General features: G+C 70.8%; 20 protein-coding genes and 1 pseudogene. 8 read left to right on the forward strand and 13 right to left on the reverse strand.

The genetic code is table 11. The annotated features are described in order from the left end of the window. Nucleotide 1: 1 nt before the first annotated feature. Nucleotides 2-178, forward strand: a pseudogene (locus ACZ3H8_RS11280) (penicillin-binding protein 2); the annotation flags it as partial. 10 nt (nt 179-188) lie between these two features. Here the strand turns inward: ACZ3H8_RS11280 and ACZ3H8_RS11285 are convergent. From ACZ3H8_RS11285 to ACZ3H8_RS11310, 6 genes are all read right to left on the reverse strand, one after another. Next, nucleotides 189-1595 carry an NCS2 family permease gene (locus ACZ3H8_RS11285; protein WP_467400204.1) on the reverse strand — a complete coding sequence of 469 codons (1407 nt, stop codon included), beginning with the start codon at nt 1593-1595 and terminating at the stop codon, nt 189-191. A gap of 168 nt (nt 1596-1763) precedes the next feature. Further along, nucleotides 1764-3488, reverse strand: coding sequence for an L-arabinonate dehydratase (araD, locus tag ACZ3H8_RS11290; protein WP_467400206.1), 1725 nt, complete (start codon nt 3486-3488; stop codon nt 1764-1766). Then, the gene (locus tag ACZ3H8_RS11295) at nt 3485-4396 is read right to left on the reverse strand and encodes a dihydrodipicolinate synthase family protein (protein ID WP_467400209.1); all 912 of its coding nucleotides are present in this window, start codon (nt 4394-4396) and stop codon (nt 3485-3487) included. The genes araD and ACZ3H8_RS11295 overlap by 4 nt, the downstream gene beginning before the upstream one ends. Then, the gene (locus ACZ3H8_RS11300) at nt 4393-5037 is read right to left on the reverse strand and encodes a GntR family transcriptional regulator (protein ID WP_467400211.1); all 645 of its coding nucleotides are present in this window, start codon (nt 5035-5037) and stop codon (nt 4393-4395) included. The genes ACZ3H8_RS11295 and ACZ3H8_RS11300 overlap by 4 nt, the downstream gene beginning before the upstream one ends. Before the next feature lie 254 nt (nt 5038-5291). Beyond that, nucleotides 5292-6455, reverse strand: a complete 1164-nt coding sequence (locus tag ACZ3H8_RS11305; protein ID WP_467400213.1) for a hypothetical protein — start codon at nt 6453-6455, stop codon at nt 5292-5294. After that, nucleotides 6452-7396 (reverse strand): 5-dehydro-4-deoxyglucarate dehydratase, encoded by a 945-nt coding sequence (locus ACZ3H8_RS11310; protein WP_467400215.1) that lies wholly within the window; start codon nt 7394-7396, stop codon nt 6452-6454. Before ACZ3H8_RS11310 ends, ACZ3H8_RS11305 begins: the two co-directional genes overlap by 4 nt. Nucleotides 7397-7635: 239 nt before the next feature. Between ACZ3H8_RS11310 and ACZ3H8_RS11315 the strand changes: the two genes are divergently transcribed. Together ACZ3H8_RS11315 and ACZ3H8_RS11320 are read left to right on the forward strand one after the other, a co-directional pair. After that, on the forward strand, nt 7636-8460 hold the full coding sequence (locus ACZ3H8_RS11315; RefSeq protein WP_467400216.1) for an NAD-dependent epimerase/dehydratase family protein: 825 nt from the start codon (nt 7636-7638) through the stop codon (nt 8458-8460). A gap of 274 nt (nt 8461-8734) precedes the next feature. Further along, nucleotides 8735-9964: a TerD family protein gene (locus tag ACZ3H8_RS11320; protein WP_467400218.1), complete on the forward strand. Its 1230-nt coding sequence runs from the start codon at nt 8735-8737 to the stop codon at nt 9962-9964. A 57-nt stretch (nt 9965-10021) separates the two neighbouring features. Here the strand turns inward: ACZ3H8_RS11320 and ACZ3H8_RS11325 are convergent, their stop codons facing one another. The 4 genes from ACZ3H8_RS11325 to ACZ3H8_RS11340 all read right to left on the reverse strand — a co-directional run bounded on the left by ACZ3H8_RS11325 (nt 10022) and on the right by ACZ3H8_RS11340 (nt 13554). Next, a complete protein-coding gene (locus tag ACZ3H8_RS11325) occupies nt 10022-10252 on the reverse strand; it encodes a hypothetical protein (RefSeq protein ID WP_266542984.1) in 231 nt (76 codons plus the stop codon). A gap of 39 nt (nt 10253-10291) precedes the next feature. Further along, on the reverse strand, nt 10292-11308 hold the full coding sequence (locus ACZ3H8_RS11330; RefSeq protein ID WP_467400222.1) for a 1-aminocyclopropane-1-carboxylate deaminase: 1017 nt from the start codon (nt 11306-11308) through the stop codon (nt 10292-10294). A gap of 15 nt (nt 11309-11323) precedes the next feature. Further along, a complete protein-coding gene (locus ACZ3H8_RS11335) occupies nt 11324-12016 on the reverse strand; it encodes a GntR family transcriptional regulator (protein ID WP_467400224.1) in 693 nt (230 codons plus the stop codon). A gap of 77 nt (nt 12017-12093) precedes the next feature. Further along, entirely contained in the window at nt 12094-13554 is a 1461-nt protein-coding gene (locus tag ACZ3H8_RS11340; protein WP_467400226.1) for an alkaline phosphatase PhoX, read from the reverse strand. Nucleotides 13555-13869: 315 nt separating this feature from the next. On the opposite strand from ACZ3H8_RS11340, the gene ACZ3H8_RS11345 reads away from it, so the two are divergent. From ACZ3H8_RS11345 to ACZ3H8_RS11355, 3 genes are read left to right on the forward strand one after another with little or no spacing between them, the layout of a single operon-like run. Beyond that, entirely contained in the window at nt 13870-14109 is a 240-nt protein-coding gene (locus tag ACZ3H8_RS11345) for a hypothetical protein (protein WP_307664231.1), read from the forward strand. Between the two features lie 37 nt (nt 14110-14146). Further along, a complete protein-coding gene (locus tag ACZ3H8_RS11350; protein WP_467400229.1) occupies nt 14147-15307 on the forward strand; it encodes a chymotrypsin family serine protease in 1161 nt (386 codons plus the stop codon). Nucleotides 15308-15324: 17 nt separating this feature from the next. Next, nucleotides 15325-15780: a hypothetical protein gene (locus ACZ3H8_RS11355; RefSeq protein ID WP_467400231.1), complete on the forward strand. Its 456-nt coding sequence runs from the start codon at nt 15325-15327 to the stop codon at nt 15778-15780. Nucleotides 15781-15873: 93 nt separating this feature from the next. Here ACZ3H8_RS11355 and ACZ3H8_RS11360 read toward each other — a convergent pair whose 3' ends face one another. Further along, nucleotides 15874-17322, reverse strand: a complete 1449-nt coding sequence (locus ACZ3H8_RS11360) for a hypothetical protein (RefSeq protein ID WP_467400234.1) — start codon at nt 17320-17322, stop codon at nt 15874-15876. Between the two features lie 261 nt (nt 17323-17583). Between ACZ3H8_RS11360 and ACZ3H8_RS11365 the strand changes: the two genes are divergently transcribed. Then, complete coding sequence (locus ACZ3H8_RS11365) at nt 17584-19410, forward strand: endonuclease/exonuclease/phosphatase family protein (protein ID WP_467400236.1); 1827 nt, start codon at nt 17584-17586, stop codon at nt 19408-19410. A 12-nt stretch (nt 19411-19422) separates the two neighbouring features. Here the strand turns inward: ACZ3H8_RS11365 and ACZ3H8_RS11370 are convergent, their stop codons facing one another. Next, a complete protein-coding gene (locus ACZ3H8_RS11370; RefSeq protein WP_467400238.1) occupies nt 19423-20136 on the reverse strand; it encodes an antibiotic biosynthesis monooxygenase family protein in 714 nt (237 codons plus the stop codon). 190 nt (nt 20137-20326) lie between these two features. On the opposite strand from ACZ3H8_RS11370, the gene dapA reads away from it, so the two are divergent. Continuing rightward, entirely contained in the window at nt 20327-21247 is a 921-nt protein-coding gene (gene dapA, locus ACZ3H8_RS11375) for a 4-hydroxy-tetrahydrodipicolinate synthase (protein ID WP_467400241.1), read from the forward strand. A gap of 34 nt (nt 21248-21281) precedes the next feature. Here the strand turns inward: dapA and dapD are convergent, their stop codons facing one another. After that, on the reverse strand, nt 21282-22283 hold the full coding sequence (dapD, locus tag ACZ3H8_RS11380; protein WP_467400243.1) for a 2,3,4,5-tetrahydropyridine-2,6-dicarboxylate N-succinyltransferase: 1002 nt from the start codon (nt 22281-22283) through the stop codon (nt 21282-21284). Nucleotides 22284-22291: the final 8 nt, after the last annotated feature.

The following is a 22291-nucleotide window of genomic DNA, read 5'->3' on the forward strand; positions in this document are numbered from 1 at the left end:
CAACAGCAAGACGCCGTACGCCTGGTTCACCTCCTACGCCAAGGACTCGTCCACCGGCAAGGAGGTGGCGGTCGCCGTGCTGATCGAGGACTCGGGCGCGGCCCGCTCCGAGGTCAGCGGCAACGGCCTGGCCGCGCCCATCGCGAAGAAGATGATGGCCGCGGCCCTGAAGTCCTGACGCCTGATGGCTACTTGACGCCGAGGAGCTGCTCGACCGGGTCGATCGCGAAGTAGACCACGAACAGCGCGGCCGTGCCCCACAGCAGCCAGTGCACGTCGCGCGCCTTGCCCAGCACCGTCTTGATGACGGCATAGGCGATGAAACCGGCGCCTATGCCGTTGGTGATGGAGTACGTGAACGGCATGACCGCGATCGTGAGGAAGGCCGGGATGGCGATCTCGTACCGCTCCCAGTCGATGTGCCGCACCTGCGCCATCAGCAGGAAGCCGACGGCGACGAGCGCGGGGGCAGCGGCCTGCGCGGGCACGACGGTGGCCAGCGGGGTGAGGAAGAGAGCGAGGCCGAAGAGCGCGCCGGTGACCACGGAGGCGAGTCCGGTGCGGGCGCCCTCGCCGACGCCGGCCGCCGATTCGATGTACGAGGTGTTGGAGGAGGCGGATGCCGCGCCGCCCGCCACGGCGGCGGCGCCGTCGATCAGCAGCACCCGGCCGAGGTTGGGGACCTTGCCGTTCTCGTCGAGCAGACCGGCCTCGCTGGAGATGCCGACGACCGTGCCCATGGTGTCGAAGAAGTCGCTCAGGATGAGGGTGAAGACCAACAGGACGAGCGTGATGACGCCGATCTGCTCGAAGGCGCCGAAGAGGCTGAAGGAGCCGACGAGCCCGAAGTCGGGGGCGGCCACGATGTCGTCGGGCACGGACGGGACGGTCAGGCCCCAGGCGAGCGGGTCGATGTCGGCGATCTCGTTGATGACGATCGCGACGACGCTCATCGTGACGATGGAGATGAGGATCGCGCCCTTCACCTTGCGGGCCATCAGCGCGACGGTGAGCAGCACGCCGAGACAGAAGACCAGGACGGGCCAGCCGGAGAGCTGACCGCTCGCGCCGAGCTGGACGGGCACGGTGCCGGTGTCCCCGGGGATGCGGGTGGCGAAGCCCGCGTCGATGAAGCCGATGAACGCGATGAACAGGCCGATGCCGACGCTGATGGCCACCTTGAGCGAGCCCGGGATGGCGTGCATGACGGCCTCGCGCAGTCCGGTGACGACCAGGACGCAGATGAGGATCCCCTCGATTACCACCAGGCCCATCGCGTCGGGCCAGCTCATCAGGGGCGCGATCTGGAAGGCGACGACGGCGTTGAGGCCGAGTCCGGCGGCGATGGCGAGCGGGAGATTGCCGCCGAGCCCCATGATGGCGGTCATCACGGCGGCCACCAGGGCGGTCACGGTGACCAGTTGGGGCCCGGAAAGGTGGGCGCCGAACTTGTCCTCGGCGCTGCCGAGGATGATCGGGTTGAGCACGAGAATGTAGGCCATCGTGAAGAACGTGGCGAAGCCGCCACGGATCTCCCGCGCGAAGGTCGAGCCTCGTGCGCTGATGTGGAAGTACCGGTCGACCTGTGCGGACATGGCTCTCCTCGGGGGGCGATCCTGCTGGCGGGTAGCTGGATTGTTCCCCCGGGACGAGCGTTTCAGGTTATGGGGGTGTTACGTCACCTCCGCCCAGCGCTTGATCGTCAAGGCCGCCAGGGCCAGACGGTCCGGGCCGCCTGGGACTGACGGTCCGGACCGGCCCGCTCAACCCGCGTACGGATCGGGGCTGTTGCCCCGGCGGGCGAGAAAGGCGAAGTCGCAACCGGTGTCGGCTTGGGTGATCTGCTCGCTGTACAGGGCGCCGTAGCCCCGTTCGTACCGCTCGGGCGGCGGCGTCCAGGCCGCCCTGCGCCGCGCCAGTTCCTCGTCGGAGATCTCCAGCCGCAGTGTGCGCGCCGCGACGTCCAGCGTGATCAGGTCTCCGCTGCGGACCAGGGCCAGCGGCCCGCCGACGTACGACTCGGGGGCGATGTGCAGCACACAGGTGCCGTAACTCGTACCGCTCATTCGGGCGTCCGAGATCCGCACCATGTCCCGTACGCCCTGCTTGAGGAGGTGGTCGGGCAGCGGCAGCATCCCGTACTCGGGCATGCCGGGCCCGCCCTTGGGGCCCGCGCCCTGGAGCACCAGCACATGGTCGGCGGTGATGCCGAGCTCCGGGTCGTTGATGGTCCGCTGCATCGTCCGGTAGTCGGGGAAGACCACGGCGGGCCCGGTGTGCTTCAGGAGGCGGGGCTCGGTGGCGATGTGCTTGATGACCGCGCCGTCGGGGCAGAGGTTGCCGCGCAGCACCGCCACGCCGCCCTCCTCGGCGAGGGGGTTGTCGCGCGGGCGGATGACGTCGGCGTTGTGGACGCGCGCGTCCGCGAGCTGTTCGCGCAGGGTGGGGTGCGCGACGGTGGGCCGGTCCAGATGCAGTACGTCGGTCAACCGGGCCAGAAACGCGGGGAGTCCGCCCGCGAAGTGGAAGTCCTCCATCAGGTAGCGGCCGCCGGGGCGGAGGTTGGCCAGCACCGGGACCCTGCGGGCGATGCGGTCGAAGTCGTCGAGCGTGAGGGGCACGCCCGAGCGGCCCGCCATCGCGATCAGATGGATCACGGCATTGGTCGAGCCGCCGAGCGCGAGAACGGTGGCGACGGCGTCCTCGTACGCCTCCCGGGTGAGGATCTTCGACAGCCTGAGGCCCTGGTGCACCAGGCCGACGATCAGCCTGCCGGATGCCGCGGCCATCCGCTCGTGCCCGGAGTCGACGGCCGGGATGGACGACGCCCCGGGGACCGTGACGCCGAGCGCCTCGGCCGCGGCGGTCAGGGTCGATGCGGTGCCCATGGTCATACAGGTGCCGGGCGAACGGGCCAGGCCGTTCTCCAGCTCGGCCAGCTCCGCGTCGCCGATCAGGCCGGCGCGTTTGTCGTCCCAGTACCTCCACATGTCGGTGCCGGAGCCGAGCACTTCGGTGCGCCAGTGGCCCGGCAGCATCGGGCCCGCCGGTACGAAGACGGCAGGCAGGTCGGCGCTGGCCGCGCCCATCAGCAGCGCGGGCGTGGACTTGTCGCAGCCGCCCATCAGCACCGCGCCGTCCACCGGATAGGAGCGCAGCAGCTCCTCCGTCTCCATCGCGAGCATGTTGCGGTAGAGCATGGGGGTCGGCTTCTGGAAGGTCTCGGAGAGTGTGGAGACCGGGAATTCGAGGGGGAAGCCGCCGGCCTGCCAGACCCCGCGCTTGACGGCCTGGGCGCGGTCGCGCAGATGGACATGGCAGGGGTTGATGTCGGACCAGGTGTTGAGGATCGCGACGACCGGCTTGCCGAGGTGTTCCTCGGGGAGGTAGCCGAGCTGGCGGGTGCGGGCGCGGTGGCTGAACGAGCGCAGCCCGTCCGTGCCGTACCACTGGTGGCTGCGGAGTTCCTCTGGGCGCTTGGCGCTCATGCGTCCCATCCCGCGACCAGGGCGGCAACCTCGGCGCGCTGTTCGGCGGGCAGGGTTCGGCTGGGCGGTCGCACATCGCGGCGGCACAGGCCGAGCGAGGCCAGCGCTTCCTTGACGACGGTCACGTTGTTGGCGGACTGGTGGGCCGCGCGCAGTTCCTCGAACGGCCTGATCTGCTCCCAGGTGCGCATGGCGTCGGTGTACCGTCCCGCGCGCAGCGCGTCCCGCATGGCGAGGGAGACGGCCGGGGCGACATTGACGAGGCCGGAGGTGAAGCCGGTGGCGCCGCCCGCCCAGTAGGAGGGCGCGTACAGCTCGGCGAGGCCCGCGACCCAGACGAAGCGGTCCAGACCCGCGTCGCGCGCGAAGGCTGCGAACCTGGCCGCGTCGGGGACGGCGTACTTCACACCGATGACATTGGGGCAGAGCGCGCCCAGTTGGGCCAGCGTGCCGCCGCCGAGCAGCGGGTTGCGGATGTACGGGACGACGCCGAGCCCGGGGACCGCGTCGGCGATCGCCCGGTGGTAGTCGATCCAGCCGCCCTGCGAGACGTACGGATGCACGGGCTGGTGAACCATCACCAGCTGCGCGCCCGCGTCGCGCGCGTGCTGTGCGGCGGCGACGGCGGTGGGCACTTCGTGGCCGACCCCGGCGACGATCGTCGCGGCGCCCGCCGCCTCCTCGACGCTCAGCTCGACGGCGCGGCGGCGCTCCTCGGGCGTGAGGGCGTAGAACTCGCCGGTGTTGCCGTTGGGCGTGAGGGTGACGATGCCGCCGTCGACGAGGCGGCGCAGCAGGGCGCGCTGGGCCTTCTCGTCCACCGTGCCGTCGGCGGCGAACGGCGTCACCGGGATCGCCACGACGTCGGCGAGCGCGGCACGCAGGGCGGGGAGTTGGGGCTCGGTCATGCTTCGTCCTCCTCGGGGAAGGCCCGCCGTACGAATCCGGCGATGTGCTCGTGCAGGGCGCGGGCGGCACCCTGCGCGTCGCCGGTGAGCGCGAGCCGCAGGATCTCCCGGTGCTCGGCCGCCTCGCGCTCCCAGGACGGGTCGGCGGCCCAGGCGACGGTCGAGACGAGGGCGGCCTGGTCGCGTACGTCGTCGAGCATCCGGGTCAGCAGCGGATTGCCGCAGGGCAGGTAGAGGGCGCGGTGGAACTCCCGGTTGGCCAGCGAGCGTTCGGCCCGGTCGGCGGAGTCGTCGGCCTTCAGCAGCGCCTCCTGCGCGGCCTCCAGGTCCGCGGCACGCTCGACGGACCTGCGTAGCGCCTCCGGTTCGAGCAGCAGCCGTACGTCGTAGACCTCGCGGGCCATCGCGGAGTCCACGGTGCGGACGGTGGCGCCCTTGTACTGGCTCATGACGACGAGGCCGGTGCCGGCGAGGGTCTTCAGGGCTTCCCGCACGGGGGTCTTGGACACTCCGAACTGCGCGGCGAGTTCGGTCTCGACCAGAGCCTGTCCCGGCCGCAGCCGCCCGGTGAGGATGGCGTGCTTGACCGCTTCCAGTACGTACTGGGTGCGGGAGGGGATGGGGGCGGGGGCGAAGGTCATGGCGCTGTCACGCTCTCATGTCTCGCGTCTCATATATGACGTACGAAGTACGACGCGCCTGAAGCTAGGGCGCGGGCGGGTCCGCGTCAAGGGCGGGGCCTTTCGTAACTGGGGCTCCGCCCCGGACCCCGCGCCTCAATCTCCCCCCAGACTTCGTCCGGGGGGAGATTGAGGACACGCGCGAAGCGCGTACGGGGGCTGGGGGCTTGCCCCCCAGTTCGGGAAGGGGCGGGGCTGGGGACAAGCTCGGGTCTTCAGGCCGGCCGGGACAGCGCGTCCGCCACCAGCGCCAGGTCCGCGTCGGACGCCAGCCCCGCGTGGTAGAGCCGGACCTCAGTCGCCCCGAGACCCGCCGCCCGGGCCGCGTCGTCCGCGAGCGTGCCGGGGCTGCCGCCCATCCCGCTGACCACGGTGAAGTTCGCGGCCAGCACAGCGCCGTCCACCCGCTGCTCCGCGAACGGTTCGAGCAGCCGCGGGCTGCCCGTGCACGGTACGACCACGCCGTCCGCGACGGACAGGATGTGCGCCGGGTCGACGCCCGCGTTCGCCCCGCAGTGGTGCGCGACGGGGTCGGCGTGCAGCAGCACCTGGAAGCCCTGCGGCGCGGCGGCCCGCACCGCGGCGACGGCGGCCTCCTGGAGCGTACGGGCGGTCCGCGTCCGGAAGTCCTCAGTCGCGGCGGCGAGTTCGGCGCCGAGGAGTTTCTCGACCCCGGCGTCGGCGGGCACGGCGCCCGCCCAGACCGGCTCCAGTGCGCCCCGTACGGCAGCGGCCAGCAGATTCGGCTCCAGCCCCTGTTGTGCGTAGCCGTCGCGGCAGGCGGGGCAGAAGCACAGCGACATCAGATACTGCGCCGCGTCGCCCAGGCCCACACCGGCGATCTTGTCGTGGGCGTGCAGGTGCGCGAGACCGTACCAGCCGCAGGACTCCAGCTCGGTGCCGCGCGCGCCCGGCCTGGTCGCCGCCTCGGCCGCGAGATCCGTCACCAGGGCGCGTACGGCGGGCTGTGCGATGCAGGGTGCCCAGGGGTAGCGGTCGCCGTATGCGTTGACGACGGAGGTGTCCGGATACTCGGCGCCGAGGCGGGAGTTGTGGGCGAGGACCACCCAACTGTGGACCTCGACGCCGGCGTCGGCCAGAGCCGCGGCGGCCTCGCCGTACGCGTCGCCCACGGCCCAGTCCCCTGCGGTGTACGGGCGCAGCTCGCGGCCCGCCCAGCGCTCCTCGTCGACTTCGTAGAGCACGGCGGCGTGCTCCGCGGTGACGATCCGGTGCCGGGGGTGGCGCGGGGTCAGGGCGCGCGTGGAGTGGTAGGCGGCGGCGAGGGTGACCTGCTGGACGCCGAGGTCCGCGATGCGGGCGGCGGCGTCCGGGTCGCCGACGACATCCCAGGGGTAGAGGAAGGCGGAGGTCTTCACGCGCCGTCCTCCAGCAGGGAGCGGCCGCGCTCGATGAGCGCCGCCAGGGCCTTGATGTGGGCGTCGAGGGGTTCACTCAGCGGTGGCCGCACTTCGCCGACGTCGAGGCCGCCGAGGCGTACGCCCGCTTTGACGAGCGAGACGGCGTAGCCGCGGCCGAGATTGCGCAGTTCGACCAGCGGCACGTAGAAGCCGTCGAGCAGCCGGTTGACGGTCTTGTCGTCGCCGGTCATCAGCGCGCGGTAGAAGGCGAGCGCGATGTCCGGGGCGAAGGCGAAGACGGCGGAGGAGTACAGAGCAATGCCGATGCCGCGGTAGGCGAGGCCGGTGAGTTCGGCGGTGGGCAGCCCGTTGAAGTAGAGGAAGTCCTGGTCGGGCAGGTCGCGGCGGACGGCGCCGACGATGCGCTGCATCAGGTCGAGGTCGCCGTAGCCGTCCTTGAGGCCGATGATGCCGTCCACTTGGGCGAGTTCGACGACGGTCTCGGGGGTGAAGACGGCGTTGTCGCGCTGGTAGACGATGACGTCGAGGGAGGTCGCCGCGGCGAGCGCGGTGTAGTGGCGCAGCAGCCCGGCCTGGTCGGCGACGACGAGGTAGGGCGGCATGGCGAGCAGTCCGTCCGCGCCCGCCGCTTCGGCGATCTTCGCGTACTGGACGGCGAGCGCCGTGCCGTAGCCCGCGCCGGCCACGACGGGCACCTCGCCGGCTGTCTCCTCGACTGCGGCGGCGATGCAGTCACCGAACTCCTCGGGGGTCAGGGCGTGGAACTCGCCCGTGCCGCAGCACGCGAAGACCGCGGCCGCGCCGGAGTCGATGCCGCTCCTCACATGGGCGCGGAAGACATCGAGGTCGAGAGCGCCGTCCGGTCCGTACGCGGTGACGGGGAAGAACAGCGGTCCTTGGACCCGGGTGAGCCGGGCGGCGAGCGGGGCTGAGGTCACGGGCGCTCCCTGGGCCGTGCACCGAGCCTGCGGACTCGTGCACAATTCTGATCGATGTCCATATCTCTGAACTCAGCCACGCTATGGCAGCCACATCGCCCGGGTCAAGACGGAAAACCGCAACTCAGAGGCGGAGTCGGCTCCTCCGCGCGACACTTGACGCTGTCCGGACCACTCCCTAGCTTGTCCATGAATGTGAATGCTGTCTATGGACCTGAGCATTTCAAGGAGATCCCCCCATGCCCGCTCCCCGCACAGTCCTGCTCACCGGCGCCGCCGGCGGCGTCGGCACGCTGATGCGGGGGCTGCTGCCCGCGTACGGCTACGAGCTCCGCCTCTTCGACGCCACCCCCATAGAGGGAGTGCCGGACGCGGTCACCGCAGACCTCGCCGACAAGGGGGCACTGCGCGAGGCGGTACGCGGCGTCGACGCGATCATCCACCTCGCGGGCATCTCCCTGGAAGCCCCATTCGAGAAGATCCTCCGCGCGAACATCGAAGGGACCTACAACCTCTACGAGGCGGCCCGCGAAGAGGGCATCGGCCGGATCGTCTTCGCCTCCAGCAACCACGCGGTCGGGTTCACTCCGCGCCCGCAGGGCGAGCCGCCCTTCCCGCCCGATGCGCTGATCCCCATCGACACCCCGCGCCGCCCCGACACCTACTACGGCCTGTCCAAGTGCTTCGGCGAGGACCTGGCGCAGCTCTACTGGGACCTGCACGGCCTGGAAACCGTCTCCGTGCGCATCGGCTCCTGCTTCATGGAGCCGACGTCCGTGCGGATGCTGTCGGTCTGGATGAGCCCCGGCGACGGCGCCCGCCTCTTCCACGCCGCGCTCACCGCCGAGGGTGTCGGCCACGCCGTCGTCTACGGCTCTTCCGCCAACACCCGCCTGTGGTGGGACCTTTCGACGGCGCGGGCGCTGGGCTACGAGCCACAGGACGACTCCGAGCAGTACGCCGAGAAGCTTGTCGCGGAACAGGGCGAACTCGACCCGGACAACCCCGACCACGCGCATCTGGGCGGCCACTTCACCACCAACCCGCCCCAGTGGCCGTACTGATCGGCCGGGGCCCGGCCAAGCACTTTGCGGGGGAGCCGGCCGGGCCCGTCTCGCGGGGAGTGAGTGCCACCGACGGCCACTCACACGCGCACTCGCGATGCGGGACACAGTAGGAGCAAGGCGCCCCGATCACCGATCCGCTCAGCGCAGCCCCCACCGCCAGGCCGCGTCGACCGGTGCGTACAAGTTCGGCAATGAGCGCACGGCCCGGAACCACCCGCGCAGATGAAAAGGGTAAGGGAACGGTAAAGCGGCTTCGCTCGTTATCCCTGGCATGACAGCTATGACCCCCGGCTCGAACATCCCTCTCGCCGTCACCCGCGTGGCGGTGGACGTCACCGCTCCGGTGCGGCTCGACGTATCGGGCCTGCTGCTCACCGCCGACGGCAAGGTGCGCTCCGACGACGACTTCATCTTCTACAACCAGCCGGCGGGCCCCGGCGTCAGCTATCGCTCCGGCGGGGACAACGCCCCCGACGCGATCGTGGTGGACACCTCCGCCGTCCCGCCCGGTATCGAGAAGATCGTCGTCACGGCGAGCCCGGACGCCGCGGGGCAGACCTTCCAGGGCATCGAGCCGACCGCCACCATCCGCAGCGCCGACGACGGCAGCGCGCTCGCCACCTTCACCCCGCCGCAGCTCGGCACCGAGACCGCGCTGGTCGTCGTAGAGATCTATCTGCGCAACGGCGCCTGGAAGGCCCGTGCGGTCGGCCAGGGCTATGCGAACGGGCTGGCGGGCATCGCCACGGACTTCGGCGTCTCGGTCGACGAGGAGCCCGCCGCGGCCCCCGCGCCGGTCGCGCCGCCCGCCCCGGTCGCGCCGTCGGCCCCAGTCGCGCCGCCCGCACCGGTCGACCCGCGTCTCGCCGCGCCCGTGCCGCCCGCACCCCCCGCGCCGCCGGCCGCTCCCGCCCCCGGCTCAGGGAAGATCAACCTGGACAAGGGCCGGGTCAGCCTGCAGAAGAATCAGACGGTCTCGCTGGTCAAGGGCGGCCGCCCGCTGCTCTCCCAGGTCAAGATGGGCCTCGGCTGGGAGCCCGCCTTCCGCGGCAAGGACATCGACCTCGACGCCTCCGTGATCGCGTACGGCCCCAACCGCAACCACCTGGACAGCTGCTACTTCGGCAAGCTGTCGATCCTGAATGGCGCGATCAAGCACTCCGGCGACAATCTGACGGGCGAGGGCGCGGGCGACGACGAAGTGATCGTCGTGGATCTCGGCCGGCTGCCGGCGGAGGCGACGGGCCTGGTCTTCACCGTCAACTCGTTCTCGGGACAGAAGTTCACCGAGGTTGCCAAGGCCTACTGCCGGCTGATCGACGCGGCGACGGGCGAGGAGCTGGTCCGCTTCGATCTGACCGGCGCCGAGCCGCAGACCGGCGTGATGATGGCCAAGCTGATCAAGCAGTTCTCGGGTGAATGGGACATGACCGCCATGGGCGATTTTGTGAAGTCCCGCACCGTGCGCGGCATGGTCAAGCCCGCCGCACAGGCGCTGTGACCGACGCCGCCGGGCCCGCCATCCGTTGAGTGGTGGCGGACCCGGGGGCCACGGTCCTCAGAGTTTGGCCAGTTTGGAGTATGGGCTCAGGATTCTTCCCTGGCGTCCGGAGAAGTCGACGAGCACAGCGGCATTGTCGCCCTCGACTGCGATGACTCTTCCGAGTCCGAATTGGTCGTGCGAGACCCGGTCGCCCACTTCGTACTGCTCAATCGGCGGGGCAGCCGCGGCCGGTTTGTTGAAGGGACTGGAGGGCAGGTGGCGCCGGGATCCGGCTGACTTTGTCATTACCTGGAGTATGCGCCCTCGGGCACCCGCCACGCCACGTCAGAGGAGGGCGCTGTACGCATTGAGTGCGGGCTGACCGCCGAGATGGGCATAAAGCACCGTCGATGACGAGCCGATCTCACCGCGTGTGACCAGGTCGATCAGTCCTGCCATCGACTTCCCCTCGTACACCGGATCCGTCACCATCCCCTCCGTACGGGCGGCGAGCCGCATCGCCTCCAGCGTCGTTTCATCCGGAATGCCGTATGTGCCCGCGTGGTACCGCTCGTCCAGCTCGATGTCCGCGTCCCGCAGCTCATGCTCCACCCCGATGAGTGAGGCGGTGTTCCGCGCGATCCGCCCGATCTGCTCCCTGGTGCGCTCCGGCGCCGCGGAGGCGTCGATGCCGATCACCCGCCGGGGCCGGGCGCCCGCCTCTTCGAGCGCAGCGAAGCCCGCGACCATCCCGGCCTGCGTGCTTCCGGTCACCGAGCACACCACGACCGTGTCGAAGAACACGCCCAAAGCCTGCTCCTGCCCGGCCACTTCGTACGCCCAGTTCGCGAAGCCCAGCCCGCCCAGCGGATGGTCGGAGGCGCCGGCCGGGATGGCGTAGGGCCGGCCGCCACTCTCCTCGACCTCGCGCAGCGCCTGCTCCCAGCTCTCCTTGACACCGATCCCGAACCCGGCGCGCACCAGCCGGATGTCGGCGCCCGCGAGCCTGCTGATCAGGATGTTGCCGACCTTGTCGTAGACCGCGTCGGGCCACTCGACCCAGCTCTCCTGCACCAGCACACAGCGGAGCCCGGCGCGGGCGGCGACCGCCGCGACCTGGCGGGTGTGGTTCGACTGCACCCCGCCGATCGACACCAGGGTGTCGCAGCCCCTGGCGAGAGCGTCGGCGACGAGGTACTCCAGCTTCCGCGTCTTGTTGCCGCCGTAGGCGATGCCGGAGTTGCAGTCCTCGCGCTTGGCCCACAGCTCCGCGCCGCCGAGACGGTGGGTCAGCCGGTCGAGCCGGTGCACCGGGGAGGGGCCGAACAGCAGCGGGTAGCGTTCGTACGACGTGATCGACATGCGGGCTCCTTCGGGTCAGACCATGCCGGATTCATGCGTTACGCCTGCTTCGTCCGCATCATCTGTTTCGTCTGCCAGTTCTTCGAGTGCGCTCCAGATCTGTGCGGTGATACGGGCCGCCCGGTCTGCATCTTTGGCCGCGCAGGCGTCGATGAGCCGCTCGTGCAGCGCGGCTGACTCCAACGCGCTCGCCTCGGCGAACTGCCGCCACTCCAGTCGGCGGATCAACGGGGTGTACCGCGCGATCGTCGCCGCGACGGCGCGGTTGCCACAGGCCCGTACGAGCACGTCGTGCAGCTCGTCGTCGGCCCGCAGGGCCTCGCCGACGGCGGCGCTGCGGGTCGCGCTTTCGAAGCGGGCGTTCGCCTCGCGCATCACGCCGATGTCCTCGGTCGTGAGGAACGGCACGGCGGCTCGGGCGGCCAGCTCGTGCATGGCGCGCACGACGACGGCGGCCTCGCGCACGGCACGTGGTTCGAGCCTGGTGACCCGCGTATAGCTCTGCGGCTTGGTCTCGACGAGCCCTTCCTCGCCGAGCCGGGCGAGCGCCTCGCGCACGGGGGCGCGGGAGAGCCCGAGCCGCTCGGCGAGGTCGGCGTCGCGCACAGGGTCCCCGGGCGGGAGTTCGCCGCGCACGATGGCGTCGCGGATGGCCGCGTACGCCGTGTCGCGCAGCAGGGTCCGCTGTATCGGCCGCAGTGCTCCCATGAACTGAAATGTTAGATGTCAGCTCGCGGGAGCACAACGGCCGTAGTGCGGACGTTCAGCCCGTCACTTCGTGTGTATCAGTGGTTGTGTGACTGACGCTTCCAGGGGCCCGTGATCGCGAACATGATGCCCGGGGTCTGGATGCTGGCGTAGAGGGTCCGGCCGTCGGGCGAGAAGACGACGCCGGCGAACTCGCTGAAGTCCGGGTCCTCCGCGGTGCCCAGGTTCAGCTCGTTGCGTGCGATCGGGTAGGTGCGCCCGCGCTCGGTCGCGCCGAAGAGGTGCTGGACGCCCTCACCGTCCTCGGCGATGATCAGCCCGCCGTACGGCGACACGGTGATGTTGTCGGGGCCGTCGAACGCGCCGTCCTTGGACGGGTCGGGGTTGACGCCGAGCAGCACCTTCAGGGTGAGGGTGCGGCGCTTGGGGTCGTAGAACCAGACCTGGCCGTCGTGGTGGACCGGGCTCTCGTCACGGGCGTACGAGGAGACGACGTACGCGCCGCCGTCGCCCCACCACATGCCTTCGAGCTTGCGGGCGCGGGTGATGTCCGTGTCGGCGAACTGCTTGCGCACCGGGACTGTGCGGCCGTCGCGGTCCGGCACGTCGGCCCAGTCCACGCCGTAGACGGTGCCGATCTTCGTGGCGCGGGACAGGTCGTCGACGAAGCGGCCGCCGGAGTCGAAGCACTTGGCGGCCTGGAGGACGCCCGCGTCGTCGGCGAGGTGCCTCAGGTGGCCGCGGCCGTGCTTGAAGCCGTGCGGCGGGACCCAGCGGTAGAACAGGCCGTTGGGGGTGTCGGCGTCCTCGGTGAGATAGAGGTGGGCACGCTTGGGGTCGACGACGACGGCCTCGTGGGCGAACCGGCCGAGCGCCTTGATGGGCCGGGGGTGCCGGTTGGCACGGCTGTCGCAGGGGTCGACCTCGAAGACGTAGCCGTGGTCCTTGGTCATACCGTTCTGGCCGGCCCGGTCCTCGGTCTCCTCGCAGGTGAGCCAGGTGCCCCAAGGAGTGCTGCCGCCCGCGCAGTTCTGCGAGGTGCCTGCGATGCCGACCCACTGGGCGACCTCGCCGCTGCGGTGGGTCTCGACGACCGTGCAGCCGCCGGCCGCGGCGGGGTCGTAGACGAGGCCCTCGGCGAGCGGGACCGGGTGCTTCACCTTGGTGCGGGCGCCCTTGAGCTCGTGGTTGACGACGAGGAGGGTCACTCCGCGCGGGCCTTCGAAGGCGGCGGCGCCGTCGTGCTTGGAGGGGGTGAACTCGCCCGACTCCAGCTTGGTGACGCCCGCGTGGGCGAGAACGCGGTACGAGAATCCGGCGGGCAGCGCCAGGAGTCCCTTGGGGTCGGGGATCAGGGGGCCGTAGCCGGGGCCGTGGCCGCCGTGGCCGTGCTCGTGCCCGTCTCCGGCGGTGTCGGCGCCGTCCTCGGCGGCGAGCGCACCCGGCGCGGTGGCGAGCGCGCCGACGGCGCCGGTGAGGGCGACTCCCGCGCCGGTGAGCGCGGACTGTCTGGTGAATTCCCTGCGGGTGAGCGGCATCGAGTACTCCTGAAGGCCTGAAGTGACGCATGCGGCTGGCTGATGACGGCCTCACACTCCCGTCCGCGCATAAACGGCACTTGAACGCCGGCCGACATCGAAAGGCCCCGCGGTCCATGAATATCCCCGCAGTCGGCCACCGTGTCCCCGTCTCCGCCTACCTGACGGACCGTCCGAAGAATCTTCGTAAAGAAGGTCAACTGGAATAGATCACCACCAATCCCAAGTTTTCATGCCGAACTCCTTGACCCCTGAGGGGAAGGGCAATAGACATGCCGTACCTGCATCACCCGCAGGGGGAGGCGAGCCGAACGGATGGACGTGACACGGGCTCGCGAACTCCATGAGAGCCGGCTCATGCAGCTGGCCAATGTGACCGGTGTCGGCACCGGGAGGGACGAGCACTCGGGCGTGGACGTGATCGTCGTCTTCGTCACCCGCAAAGTGCCCCGTGACCGGCTCCGCGAAGAAGACGTGGTTCCCGCACAGCTCGAGGGCGTACCGGTGCGCGTGCTCGCCGTCGGTGCAGTCACCGCCCATGACCAGGAGCAGTGAGGGAGCCCCTTCGAATCAGGGGAAGAGGTGGTCTGGCGTGACGCGCCAGCCCGAAATGATGCGAGGACCGACCGGCGGGCAGCTCAGTGACAGCTCCCGGCAACAGGCGATGAGCGACTTCCTGCGGCCACAGGCGCCGCTCGCCAATGTCGTCGGCTTCGGCCACGGCGTGAAGTGGAGCGACGGCCGCCCCACCGGGGAAGAGGCCGTACTCGTCTTCGTGACCCAGAAGGTCCCGGAGTCGATGCTGCCGGAGCGGGATGTGATCCCGCAGCAGATGGACGACGGAACACCGACCGATGTCATCGCGGTCGGACATGTCTCCGCACAGCGCCGGCAGCGGCAACAGCCGCGCCGGGCGATGGATGCGGAGGCGGCCTACCGGCCCGACGGCAGTGTCGCGGGCCAGCTCTCACAGCTGTCGCAGCCGCTGCTCGAAGAGCTGCGGGAGATGGGCACCCTGGAGCCGCAGCTTCTGCGGCTCCGGCTGCGGCCCGCGCCCTCCGGGATCTCGGTGGGCAATGTACGGGTGACGGCCGGGACGCTCGGCAGCGTGGTGTACGACTTCCTGCCCGGGGCCACGACGGACCCGCCGGGGCCGGGGCTCGGCGTACCGGGGAAGTTCTACATCCTGTCCAACAACCATGTGCTCGCGGACTCCAACCGCGCGCAGTTGGGCAGCGCGATCCTGCAGCCCGGCGTGTTCGACGGCGGACAGGACCCGGCGGACCGGATCGCGACGCTGGACCGGTTCATCACCATCCAGTTCGCGCCGCAGATCCCGCCGGCCCAGCACAACAATGTCGTCGACGCGGCGCTCGGAAAGGTCGAGTTCGAGGACGCGACGCGCGAGCAGTACTTCGGCGCGGCGCCGCGGGCCTGGCGGCGCAAGGCGAATGTGGCGGTCGGCGACCTGGTGAAGAAGACGGGGCGGACGACGAACGTCAGCTTCGGCCGGATCATCGCGGTGGACGCCACGATCGACGTCAACTACGGCACGGCGGGAACGGCCCGCTTCAAGGACCAGATCCTGACGACGAACATCTCGGCGGGCGGTGACTCCGGCTCGCTGGTGACCTCGTTCGACAACGTCGCTGTCGGGCTGCTGTTCGCGGGTTCGTCGGTGGTGACCGTGGCGAACCACATCGAGAACGTCCGCGCGCTGCTGCGCGTCGAGATCGCCGAGCAGCTGGCCTGACGAGAGGAGGCACCACCATGACCACGCAGGCACGGAAACAGCAGAAGAGCGGCGGCCAGGCGCGCGCCGAGCACCGCTACCTGAATGCTCAGGGCGCGGAGGTCAAGACGCGTGACGAGGCGTTCGCCAGGCCGATGGAGGTCTCCGCGGAGGCGATCCAGACGACGGCGAGGCTGGAACTGCACAACGGTCAGGTCACCTTCGCCATCGAGGTGAAGTACAACCCGAACACCTACCCGCATGTGGTGACGGGCGGTCAGATCACGTCCGGCATCTGCGGCGCGCCGTGGAACATCACCGGCGGCACCATCGGCGACCAGCTGCGGCTGGACGCGAAGCGCGCGGGCCAGGGTTCATGCGCGAACACGATCACGATCGTCGGCGAGTACCAGAATCCGCCGGCGTACCGGGGAACGTACGGCTTCGAGGGCGCGACGTCCTCGTTCAAGCACACGACACGGTACGAGTGCTGACGTTCCCTCACGGTCGGGCGGCGGACACCTCAGGGTGCCCGCCGCCCCTCATATGACCGAGGACCCGCTGATCGGGGCTCAGTTGACCGGGGCTCAGCCGCCCGGCCGCGAACGCGCCTTGAAGGCCGCCTTGCGGGCCTCCTTCGCCGCCGCCTTGTCCCGGTGCAGCCTGCCCATCGCCTCCAGCACCTCCGCCGTCGCCGGGTGGTCCACCCGCCACGCCGCCTCGAAGAAGCCGCTGTGCTGACCGACCAGGTCCTCCACCAGGCCCTGGAGTTCCTCCAGTTCGCCCTCCGCGTCCAGCTGCGCCGCAATCGTGTCGATCGCCAGCCAGAAGATCATCGACTCCGGCGGCGCCGGTACGTCCGTCGCGCCGCGCTCCGCCAGCCAGACCCGCGCCAGGCCGCCCAGTTCCGCGTCGTCGAGGACGGCCCGGACCGCCGGCTCGGCCAGCGGGCCCACCAGGGTCAGCGCCTGCTGGCAGTGGAGGCGGCGCAGCGGAGCGCCCGCGTCCGTGCCCCGGGCCGCGGCCAGCAGGTCGCGGGCGGCGTCGGCCGGGCCACGCCGTGCGAGCCACTGTTCGGTCTCGGCCCGGGCCGCCGGCTCCGGGAACTGCGCGAGCCCGTCGAGGAGTACGTCCGCGCCCTTGTCCGCGAGATCCCCCACCGCCGGCGCATCGATCCCCGCCTCCAGCATCCGGGCCCTGATGCCGTACAGACCGAGCGGGGTGAGCCTGACCATTCCGTACCGGGAGACGTCCTCGTCGTCCACCGGCGCCACGGGCTCCTCGCCCTCCTCCGCCATCAACGCCTCGTCCACCGGCCGGTATTCGACCAGGCCGATCGGCTCGAACAGCTGGAACTGGTCGTCCAGCCGCATCATCGCCACCGACACCTGCTCCAGTACGTCGTCGGTGGGCTCGCCCATGTCGTCGGGCACGATCATCGACGCGGCGAGCGCGGGCAGCGGCACCGGCCCTTCGCCCGCGCCGCCCTCCGCGACGGTGAGCAGATAGAGATTCCCGAGGACCCCGTCGAGGAACTCCGCCTCGGCGTCCGGGTCCCAGTCCAGCGCCTCGTAGTCGATCTCCCCGTCCTCGCCGATCACCTCGGCCAGGTCGTCGAGCAGCGGCGCGATGGCGTCGGCGTACACGGCCTCCAGGGCCTCCAGCCAGATGGCGAGGATGTCCTGCGGCCCGCCGGAGGTGATCAGCGCGAGGTTCTCGCCCGCGGTGACCGTGCCGTGCTCGGCGGCGTCGTCGACCGGCTCCTGGACCTCCACGAGCCCGGTGTCGACGGCCGCGCGCCACGCCTCGCTCGCGTACGCAGGTCCGTCGCCGCCGGTCCCGAGGCCCAGCTCTTCGGCGGCGGCGGGCAGCTGCTCGTCCACGAGTTCGCCGCCTGCACCGACCCGGGTGTCCGGACCCGCCCAGCGGGCGAGCCGGACGGCCCTGGTCAGCAGCGGCGTGGCAAGCGCGTCCCGCGCCAGCTCCGCGTCCGGGTGCAGCCGCACCGGCGGCAGGGTGGGGCGGTCCTCTGGCATCTGGTGGTTCTCCTCGGGCGTACGGGGTCCGGGCGGCCCCCAGCGTAGACGCATTTCACCGGGTTTCGCCGCGCCCGGGCAGTACGCACAGGAGCGCGCCCGCGCGCCTTGCGCGTCCCGTGCGCAGGTTCACCGATCCGTCGGGCTCCGTACACCCGTCAACTCTTGACAACTCCCCTGCCCAACCAAGAGATTGACGCGCGTAGAACCATTCGGGGAGTCCAATCCCCGCCTCTCATCCCACACCTCCGGAGTTCCTTGATGCCTTCCTCCGTCGCACCGAGAACGGCCGCTGTCGCGGCCGTCGTCGCCGCCGCGCTGGCCGCCGGCCTGCTCGCCGGCTCCTCCGCCTCCGCCGCCGCGGTCCGGATCCACGACATCCAGGGCACCACCCGGGTATCCCCGCTGGCCGGACAGCAGGTGTCCGAGGTTCCCGGAATCGTCACGGGCGTACGGACCTACGGCTCCAGGGGCTTCTGGCTCCAGGACCCGGAGGCGGACGCCAACCCCGCCACCAGCGAGGGTGTCTTCGTGTTCACCGGCTCCGCCCCGACCGTCGCCGTCGGCGACAAGGTGCTGGTCTCCGGCACGGTCACCGAGTACGTCCCGGGCGGCACGTCCTCCGGCAACCAGTCGCTGACGGAGATCACCAAGCCGGCCGTCACCGTCGTCTCCTCCGGCAACGAACTGCCCACGCCGGTCACGATCTCCGCGTGGTCGGTGCCTTCGGCGTACGCCCCGGCCGGCGACGCGGCGGCGGGCAGCAGCATCAACGCCCTCCCCCTCGAAACCCGTAAGTACGCCCTGGACTACTACGAGTCGCTGGAGGGCGCGAACGTACGCATCGGCACCTCCCGCGTCGTCGGCGCCACCGACCCGTTCGCGGAGCTGTGGGTGACGGTGAAGCCGTTCGAGCACGCGAACCGCCGCGGCGGCGCGGTCTACGGCTCGTACACCTCGCAGAACACCGGCCGGCTGCAGATCCAGTCGCTGACGCCTCTCGCCCAGCAGCCCTTCCCCAAGGCGAATGTCGGGGATGTGCTGGCCGGGACGACCGAAGGGCCCCTGGACTTCAACCAGTTCGGCGGCTACACGATCACGGCCCGCACGCTCGGCACGGTCGCCGACCTTGGCCTGGAGCGTGAGACGACGCGCAAGCAGAGCCGCGGTGAGCTGGCGGTCGCCACGTACAACGTGGAGAACCTCGACCCCTCCGACCCACAGGAGAAGTTCGACGCGCTCGCGGCCGCCGTGGTGAACAACCTTGCCTCGCCCGACATCCTGGCCCTGGAGGAGATCCAGGACGACAACGGCGCCAAGAACGACGGCACGGTCGCGGCGGGCGAAACGCTGAAGAAGTTCACCGCGGCGATCGCCGCGGCGGGCGGCCCGGCGTACGAGTGGCGGACCATCGACCCCGAGAACAACAAGGACGGCGGCGAGCCCGGCGGCAACATCCGCCAGGTCTTCCTCTTCAACCCGGAGCGGGTCTCCTTCACGGACCGGCCGGGCGGCGACGCGAAGACGGCGACCGGTGTCGTGGAGGAGAAGGGCCGGGCGGCGCTGACGCTCTCCCCCGGCAGGATCGACCCGGCGAACGCCGCCTGGGGGAGCAGCCGCAAGCCGCTGGCGGGCGAGTTCACCTTCCGCGGCCGCACGGTCTTCGTGATCGCCAACCACTTCGGATCGAAGGGCGGCGACGAGGGCCTGACCTCGCACCACCAGCCGCCGGTCCGCTCCTCCGAGACCAAGCGCCTCGAGCAGGCGCAGGCGGTCAACGCCTTCGTCAAGGACATCCTGAAGGCCGACCGCCGCGCCGACGTGCTGGTCCTCGGTGACATCAACGACTTCGAGTTCTCGGCGACGACGAAGGCCCTCACCGACGGCGGCGCGCTCTACCCGGCGGTCAAGTCGCTGCCGCGCTCGGAGCGTTACTCGTACGTCTACCAGGGCAACAGCCAGGTCCTCGACCAGATCCTGACCAGCCCGTCGATCGACGACTTCGCGTACGACAGCGTGCACATCAACGCGGAGTTCGCGGACCAGAACAGCGACCACGACCCGCAGGTGCTGCGCTTCCGCCCGTAGGACCCGTCCCGGCTACACGCCCGCGCTGAGGCTCAGTGCGGGCGTGTACCGGTGCACGCCGCCGCCGGTCACGCCGGGGAAGTTCTGCACCTTGGCCCACTGCTCGGTCCTCGACCCCACCCCGTCGCCGGGCCCGGCCAGGGCCTCGCGGTGGGCCTCGGCGCTCTCCCACTCGGCGTAGTTGAGTACGCGTGTCCCGTCGACGCTGATATGGAAATGCCCGGAGATCCCGCCCGGGTGCGGGTGCGGCTCGGACGCCAGCGCCTCGAAGACACCGTCCACCCAGGCCCGCTGACGGGCGGGGTCGGGTCCTTCGAACTCCACGTCCACGATCACGACGCAGCCCGGGACGCGCCGGTCGTCGGCGCCCAGGGCGCCGCTGCGGTAGAGCTCGTACGAATGGAGCCCGAGCCGCTCGACGCCGGGCACGGCAGCGTCGATCTCCGCGTTCCGCTCGTCCCGGAGGGTGCGGAAGAACTCCTGGCAGGCATCCTCACCCGTCCACTGCGAGTAGTGGAGGAGGGTCCTGCCGTCCTCACCGATGTGGACGCTGTACGAGAGCAGTCCGGCATCGGGCCAGGCCCGGCTCTGCCATGCCTTGGCGATGGCGTCGACGACGGCCCGCTGCCGCTCGGGCGTGCCGACGTCCCAGGTGGACACCTTGATGACGCCGACCCCGGTGCGGGTGAGGTCGGGCCGGGAGTCCGGTTGCACGGTCACGCTCATGGCGGTGCCTCCTCGATCGGCGCGCCCCTGCGGTGCGCCGCTGATCACCATCGTGAAACGTGAACCATGGTTGAGGTCAACAGCCGGAGTCGTTCACGCGGCAACCGGCCAACTGTTCAGCACTGCTTTCCACTGACCCCAAGAAAATCTAAGTGGACCTTCACTGTCCGGCGGGCCGACACTGCGGAGCATGACCACACCACGCCCGTTCGGCCGCGCCCTCTGCGCGATGATCACGCCCTTCACCGCCACCGGTGAGCTGGACCTGGACGCGGCGGCGCGCCTCGCCGTGCATCTGGTGGCCGAAGGCTGCGACGGACTGGTCCTGAACGGCACCACAGGCGAGTCCCCGACCACCACCGACGCCGAGAAGACCGCGCTGGTACGAGCCGTACGCCAAGCGGTCGGCGACAGCGCCGCCGTGGTCGCGGGCGTGGGCAGCGCATCCACGCGGCACACCGTCGAGCTGGCGCGCGCGGCCGAACAGGCGGGCGCGGACGGCCTGTTGGTGGTCACGCCGTACTACAGCCGTCCGCCGCAGGAGGCCGTCGAGGCCCACTTCCGTACGGTCGCCGACGCCACCGCACTCCCCGTGATGCTCTACGACATCCCCGGCCGCACCGGCACCCGCATCGAGCCCGACACAGTCCTGCGCCTCGCGGAGCACCCCCGCATCGTGGCGGTCAAGGACTGCGCGTACGACCTGCTCGGCTCGGCCAAGGTGATCGCGCGGACCTCGCTCGCGTACTACTCGGGCAGCGAGGAGCTGAATCTGCCGCTCTACGCGGTGGGCGGCGCGGGCTTCGTCAGCACGGTCGCGAATGTCGCGCCGCGACAGCTGCGCGCGGTGCTCGACGCGTACGACAAGGGCGCCACCGCCGAGGCCGCCCGCCTCAACGGGCTCACGCTCCCCCTGGCCGAGCTGATGATGGCGTCGGGCCTGCCCGGCACGGTGACGGCGAAGGCGCTGCTGGACGCGGGCCCGGTCCGGGAACCGCTGCAGCCCGCGGGCCGCGAGGCGACCTGCGGGCTGCGTGTGGCGTACGAGCAGCTGCTTGCGGAATCAGGCCCGTCTGGGGGGACCCCCGGACGGAGTCTGGGGGAGAACTGAGGACGAACCGGCTGCCCGGGCGGCCCCCGGGCAACTAGTTGTGGCTGTGCAGGATGTCGTTGAGGCCGCCCCAGACCGCGTTGTTCGGGCGGGCCTCGACAGAGCCGGTGACCGAGTTGCGGCGGAAGAGGATGTTGCTCGCGCCGGAGAGCTCACGTGCCTTGACGATCTGCCCGTCGGGCATGGTGACCCGGGTGCCCGCGGTGACGTAAAGACCGGCCTCGACGACGCACTCGTCGCCGAGCGCGATGCCGACGCCCGCCTCCGCGCCGATCAGGCAGCGCTCGCCGATGACGATGCGGACGTTGCCGCCGCCGGAGAGGGTGCCCATGGTGGAGGCTCCGCCGCCGATGTCCGAGCCGTCGCCGACGACGACGCCCGCGGAGATACGGCCCTCGACCATCGACGTGCCGAGCGTGCCGGCGTTGAAGTTGACGAAGCCCTCGTGCATCACGGTGGTGCCCTCGGCGAGGTGCGCGCCGAGCCGGACGCGGTCGGCGTCGGCGATACGTACGCCCTTGGGCGCGACGTAGTCCGTCATCCGCGGGAACTTGTCGATGCTCGTCACGGCCAGGTGCAGACCCTCGGCGCGGGCGTTCAGCCGCACGCTCTCCACCTGGTCGACGGCGACGGGGCCGAGCGAGGTCCAGGCGACATTGGCGAGCAGCCCGAAGAGGCCGTCCAGGTTCTGGCCGTGCGGCTTGACCAGCCGGTGGCTCAGCAGGTGCAGGCGCAGATACGCGTCGTGTGCGTCCAGCGGCTTGTCGTCGAGCGAGGCGATGACCGTACGGACGGCGACGACCTCGACGCCGCGGCGGGCATCCGGTCCGATGGCCTTGGCGGCCCCTTCGCCGAGCAGCTCGACGGCACGCTCGGCGGTCAGCCGCTCGGTCCCGGCGGGCCCGGGCTCGGCGACGAGCTCGGGGGCGGGGAACCAGGTGTCCAGGACGGTGCCATCGGCGGCCAGGGTGGCGAGTCCGGCGGCGACGGCGCCGGTGGTGCGAGTAGCAGTGGTGCTGTCGGGCGAGTCAGTCATGGTGGAAC

It is taken from the genome of Streptomyces sp. NPDC002868 (genome assembly GCF_055563295.1).

Bases quoted from the DNA above. Each gene is read 5' to 3' on its own strand.
- ACZ3H8_RS11300 (WP_467400211.1), bottom strand. From the start codon at position 5,037: ATGACCTTCGCCCCCGCCCCCATCCCCTCCCGCACCCAGTACGTACTG.
- araD (WP_467400206.1), bottom strand. From the start codon at position 3,488: ATGAGCGCCAAGCGCCCAGAGGAACTCCGCAGCCACCAGTGGTACGGC.
- ACZ3H8_RS11360 (WP_467400234.1), bottom strand. From the start codon at position 17,322: ATGCCAGAGGACCGCCCCACCCTGCCGCCGGTGCGGCTGCACCCGGAC.
- ACZ3H8_RS11330 (WP_467400222.1), bottom strand. From the start codon at position 11,308: ATGTCGATCACGTCGTACGAACGCTACCCGCTGCTGTTCGGCCCCTCC.
- ACZ3H8_RS11370 (WP_467400238.1), bottom strand. From the start codon at position 20,136: ATGAGCGTGACCGTGCAACCGGACTCCCGGCCCGACCTCACCCGCACC.
- ACZ3H8_RS11340 (WP_467400226.1), bottom strand. From the start codon at position 13,554: ATGCCGCTCACCCGCAGGGAATTCACCAGACAGTCCGCGCTCACCGGC.
- ACZ3H8_RS11320 (WP_467400218.1), top strand. From the start codon at position 8,735: ATGACAGCTATGACCCCCGGCTCGAACATCCCTCTCGCCGTCACCCGC.
- ACZ3H8_RS11315 (WP_467400216.1), top strand. From the start codon at position 7,636: ATGCCCGCTCCCCGCACAGTCCTGCTCACCGGCGCCGCCGGCGGCGTC.
- ACZ3H8_RS11345 (WP_307664231.1), top strand. From the start codon at position 13,870: ATGGACGTGACACGGGCTCGCGAACTCCATGAGAGCCGGCTCATGCAG.
- ACZ3H8_RS11335 (WP_467400224.1), bottom strand. From the start codon at position 12,016: ATGGGAGCACTGCGGCCGATACAGCGGACCCTGCTGCGCGACACGGCG.
- ACZ3H8_RS11365 (WP_467400236.1), top strand. From the start codon at position 17,584: ATGCCTTCCTCCGTCGCACCGAGAACGGCCGCTGTCGCGGCCGTCGTC.
- dapA (WP_467400241.1), top strand. From the start codon at position 20,327: ATGACCACACCACGCCCGTTCGGCCGCGCCCTCTGCGCGATGATCACG.
- ACZ3H8_RS11285 (WP_467400204.1), bottom strand. From the start codon at position 1,595: ATGTCCGCACAGGTCGACCGGTACTTCCACATCAGCGCACGAGGCTCG.
- dapD (WP_467400243.1), bottom strand. From the start codon at position 22,283: ATGACTGACTCGCCCGACAGCACCACTGCTACTCGCACCACCGGCGCC.
- ACZ3H8_RS11355 (WP_467400231.1), top strand. From the start codon at position 15,325: ATGACCACGCAGGCACGGAAACAGCAGAAGAGCGGCGGCCAGGCGCGC.
- ACZ3H8_RS11325 (WP_266542984.1), bottom strand. From the start codon at position 10,252: ATGACAAAGTCAGCCGGATCCCGGCGCCACCTGCCCTCCAGTCCCTTC.
- ACZ3H8_RS11295 (WP_467400209.1), bottom strand. From the start codon at position 4,396: ATGACCGAGCCCCAACTCCCCGCCCTGCGTGCCGCGCTCGCCGACGTC.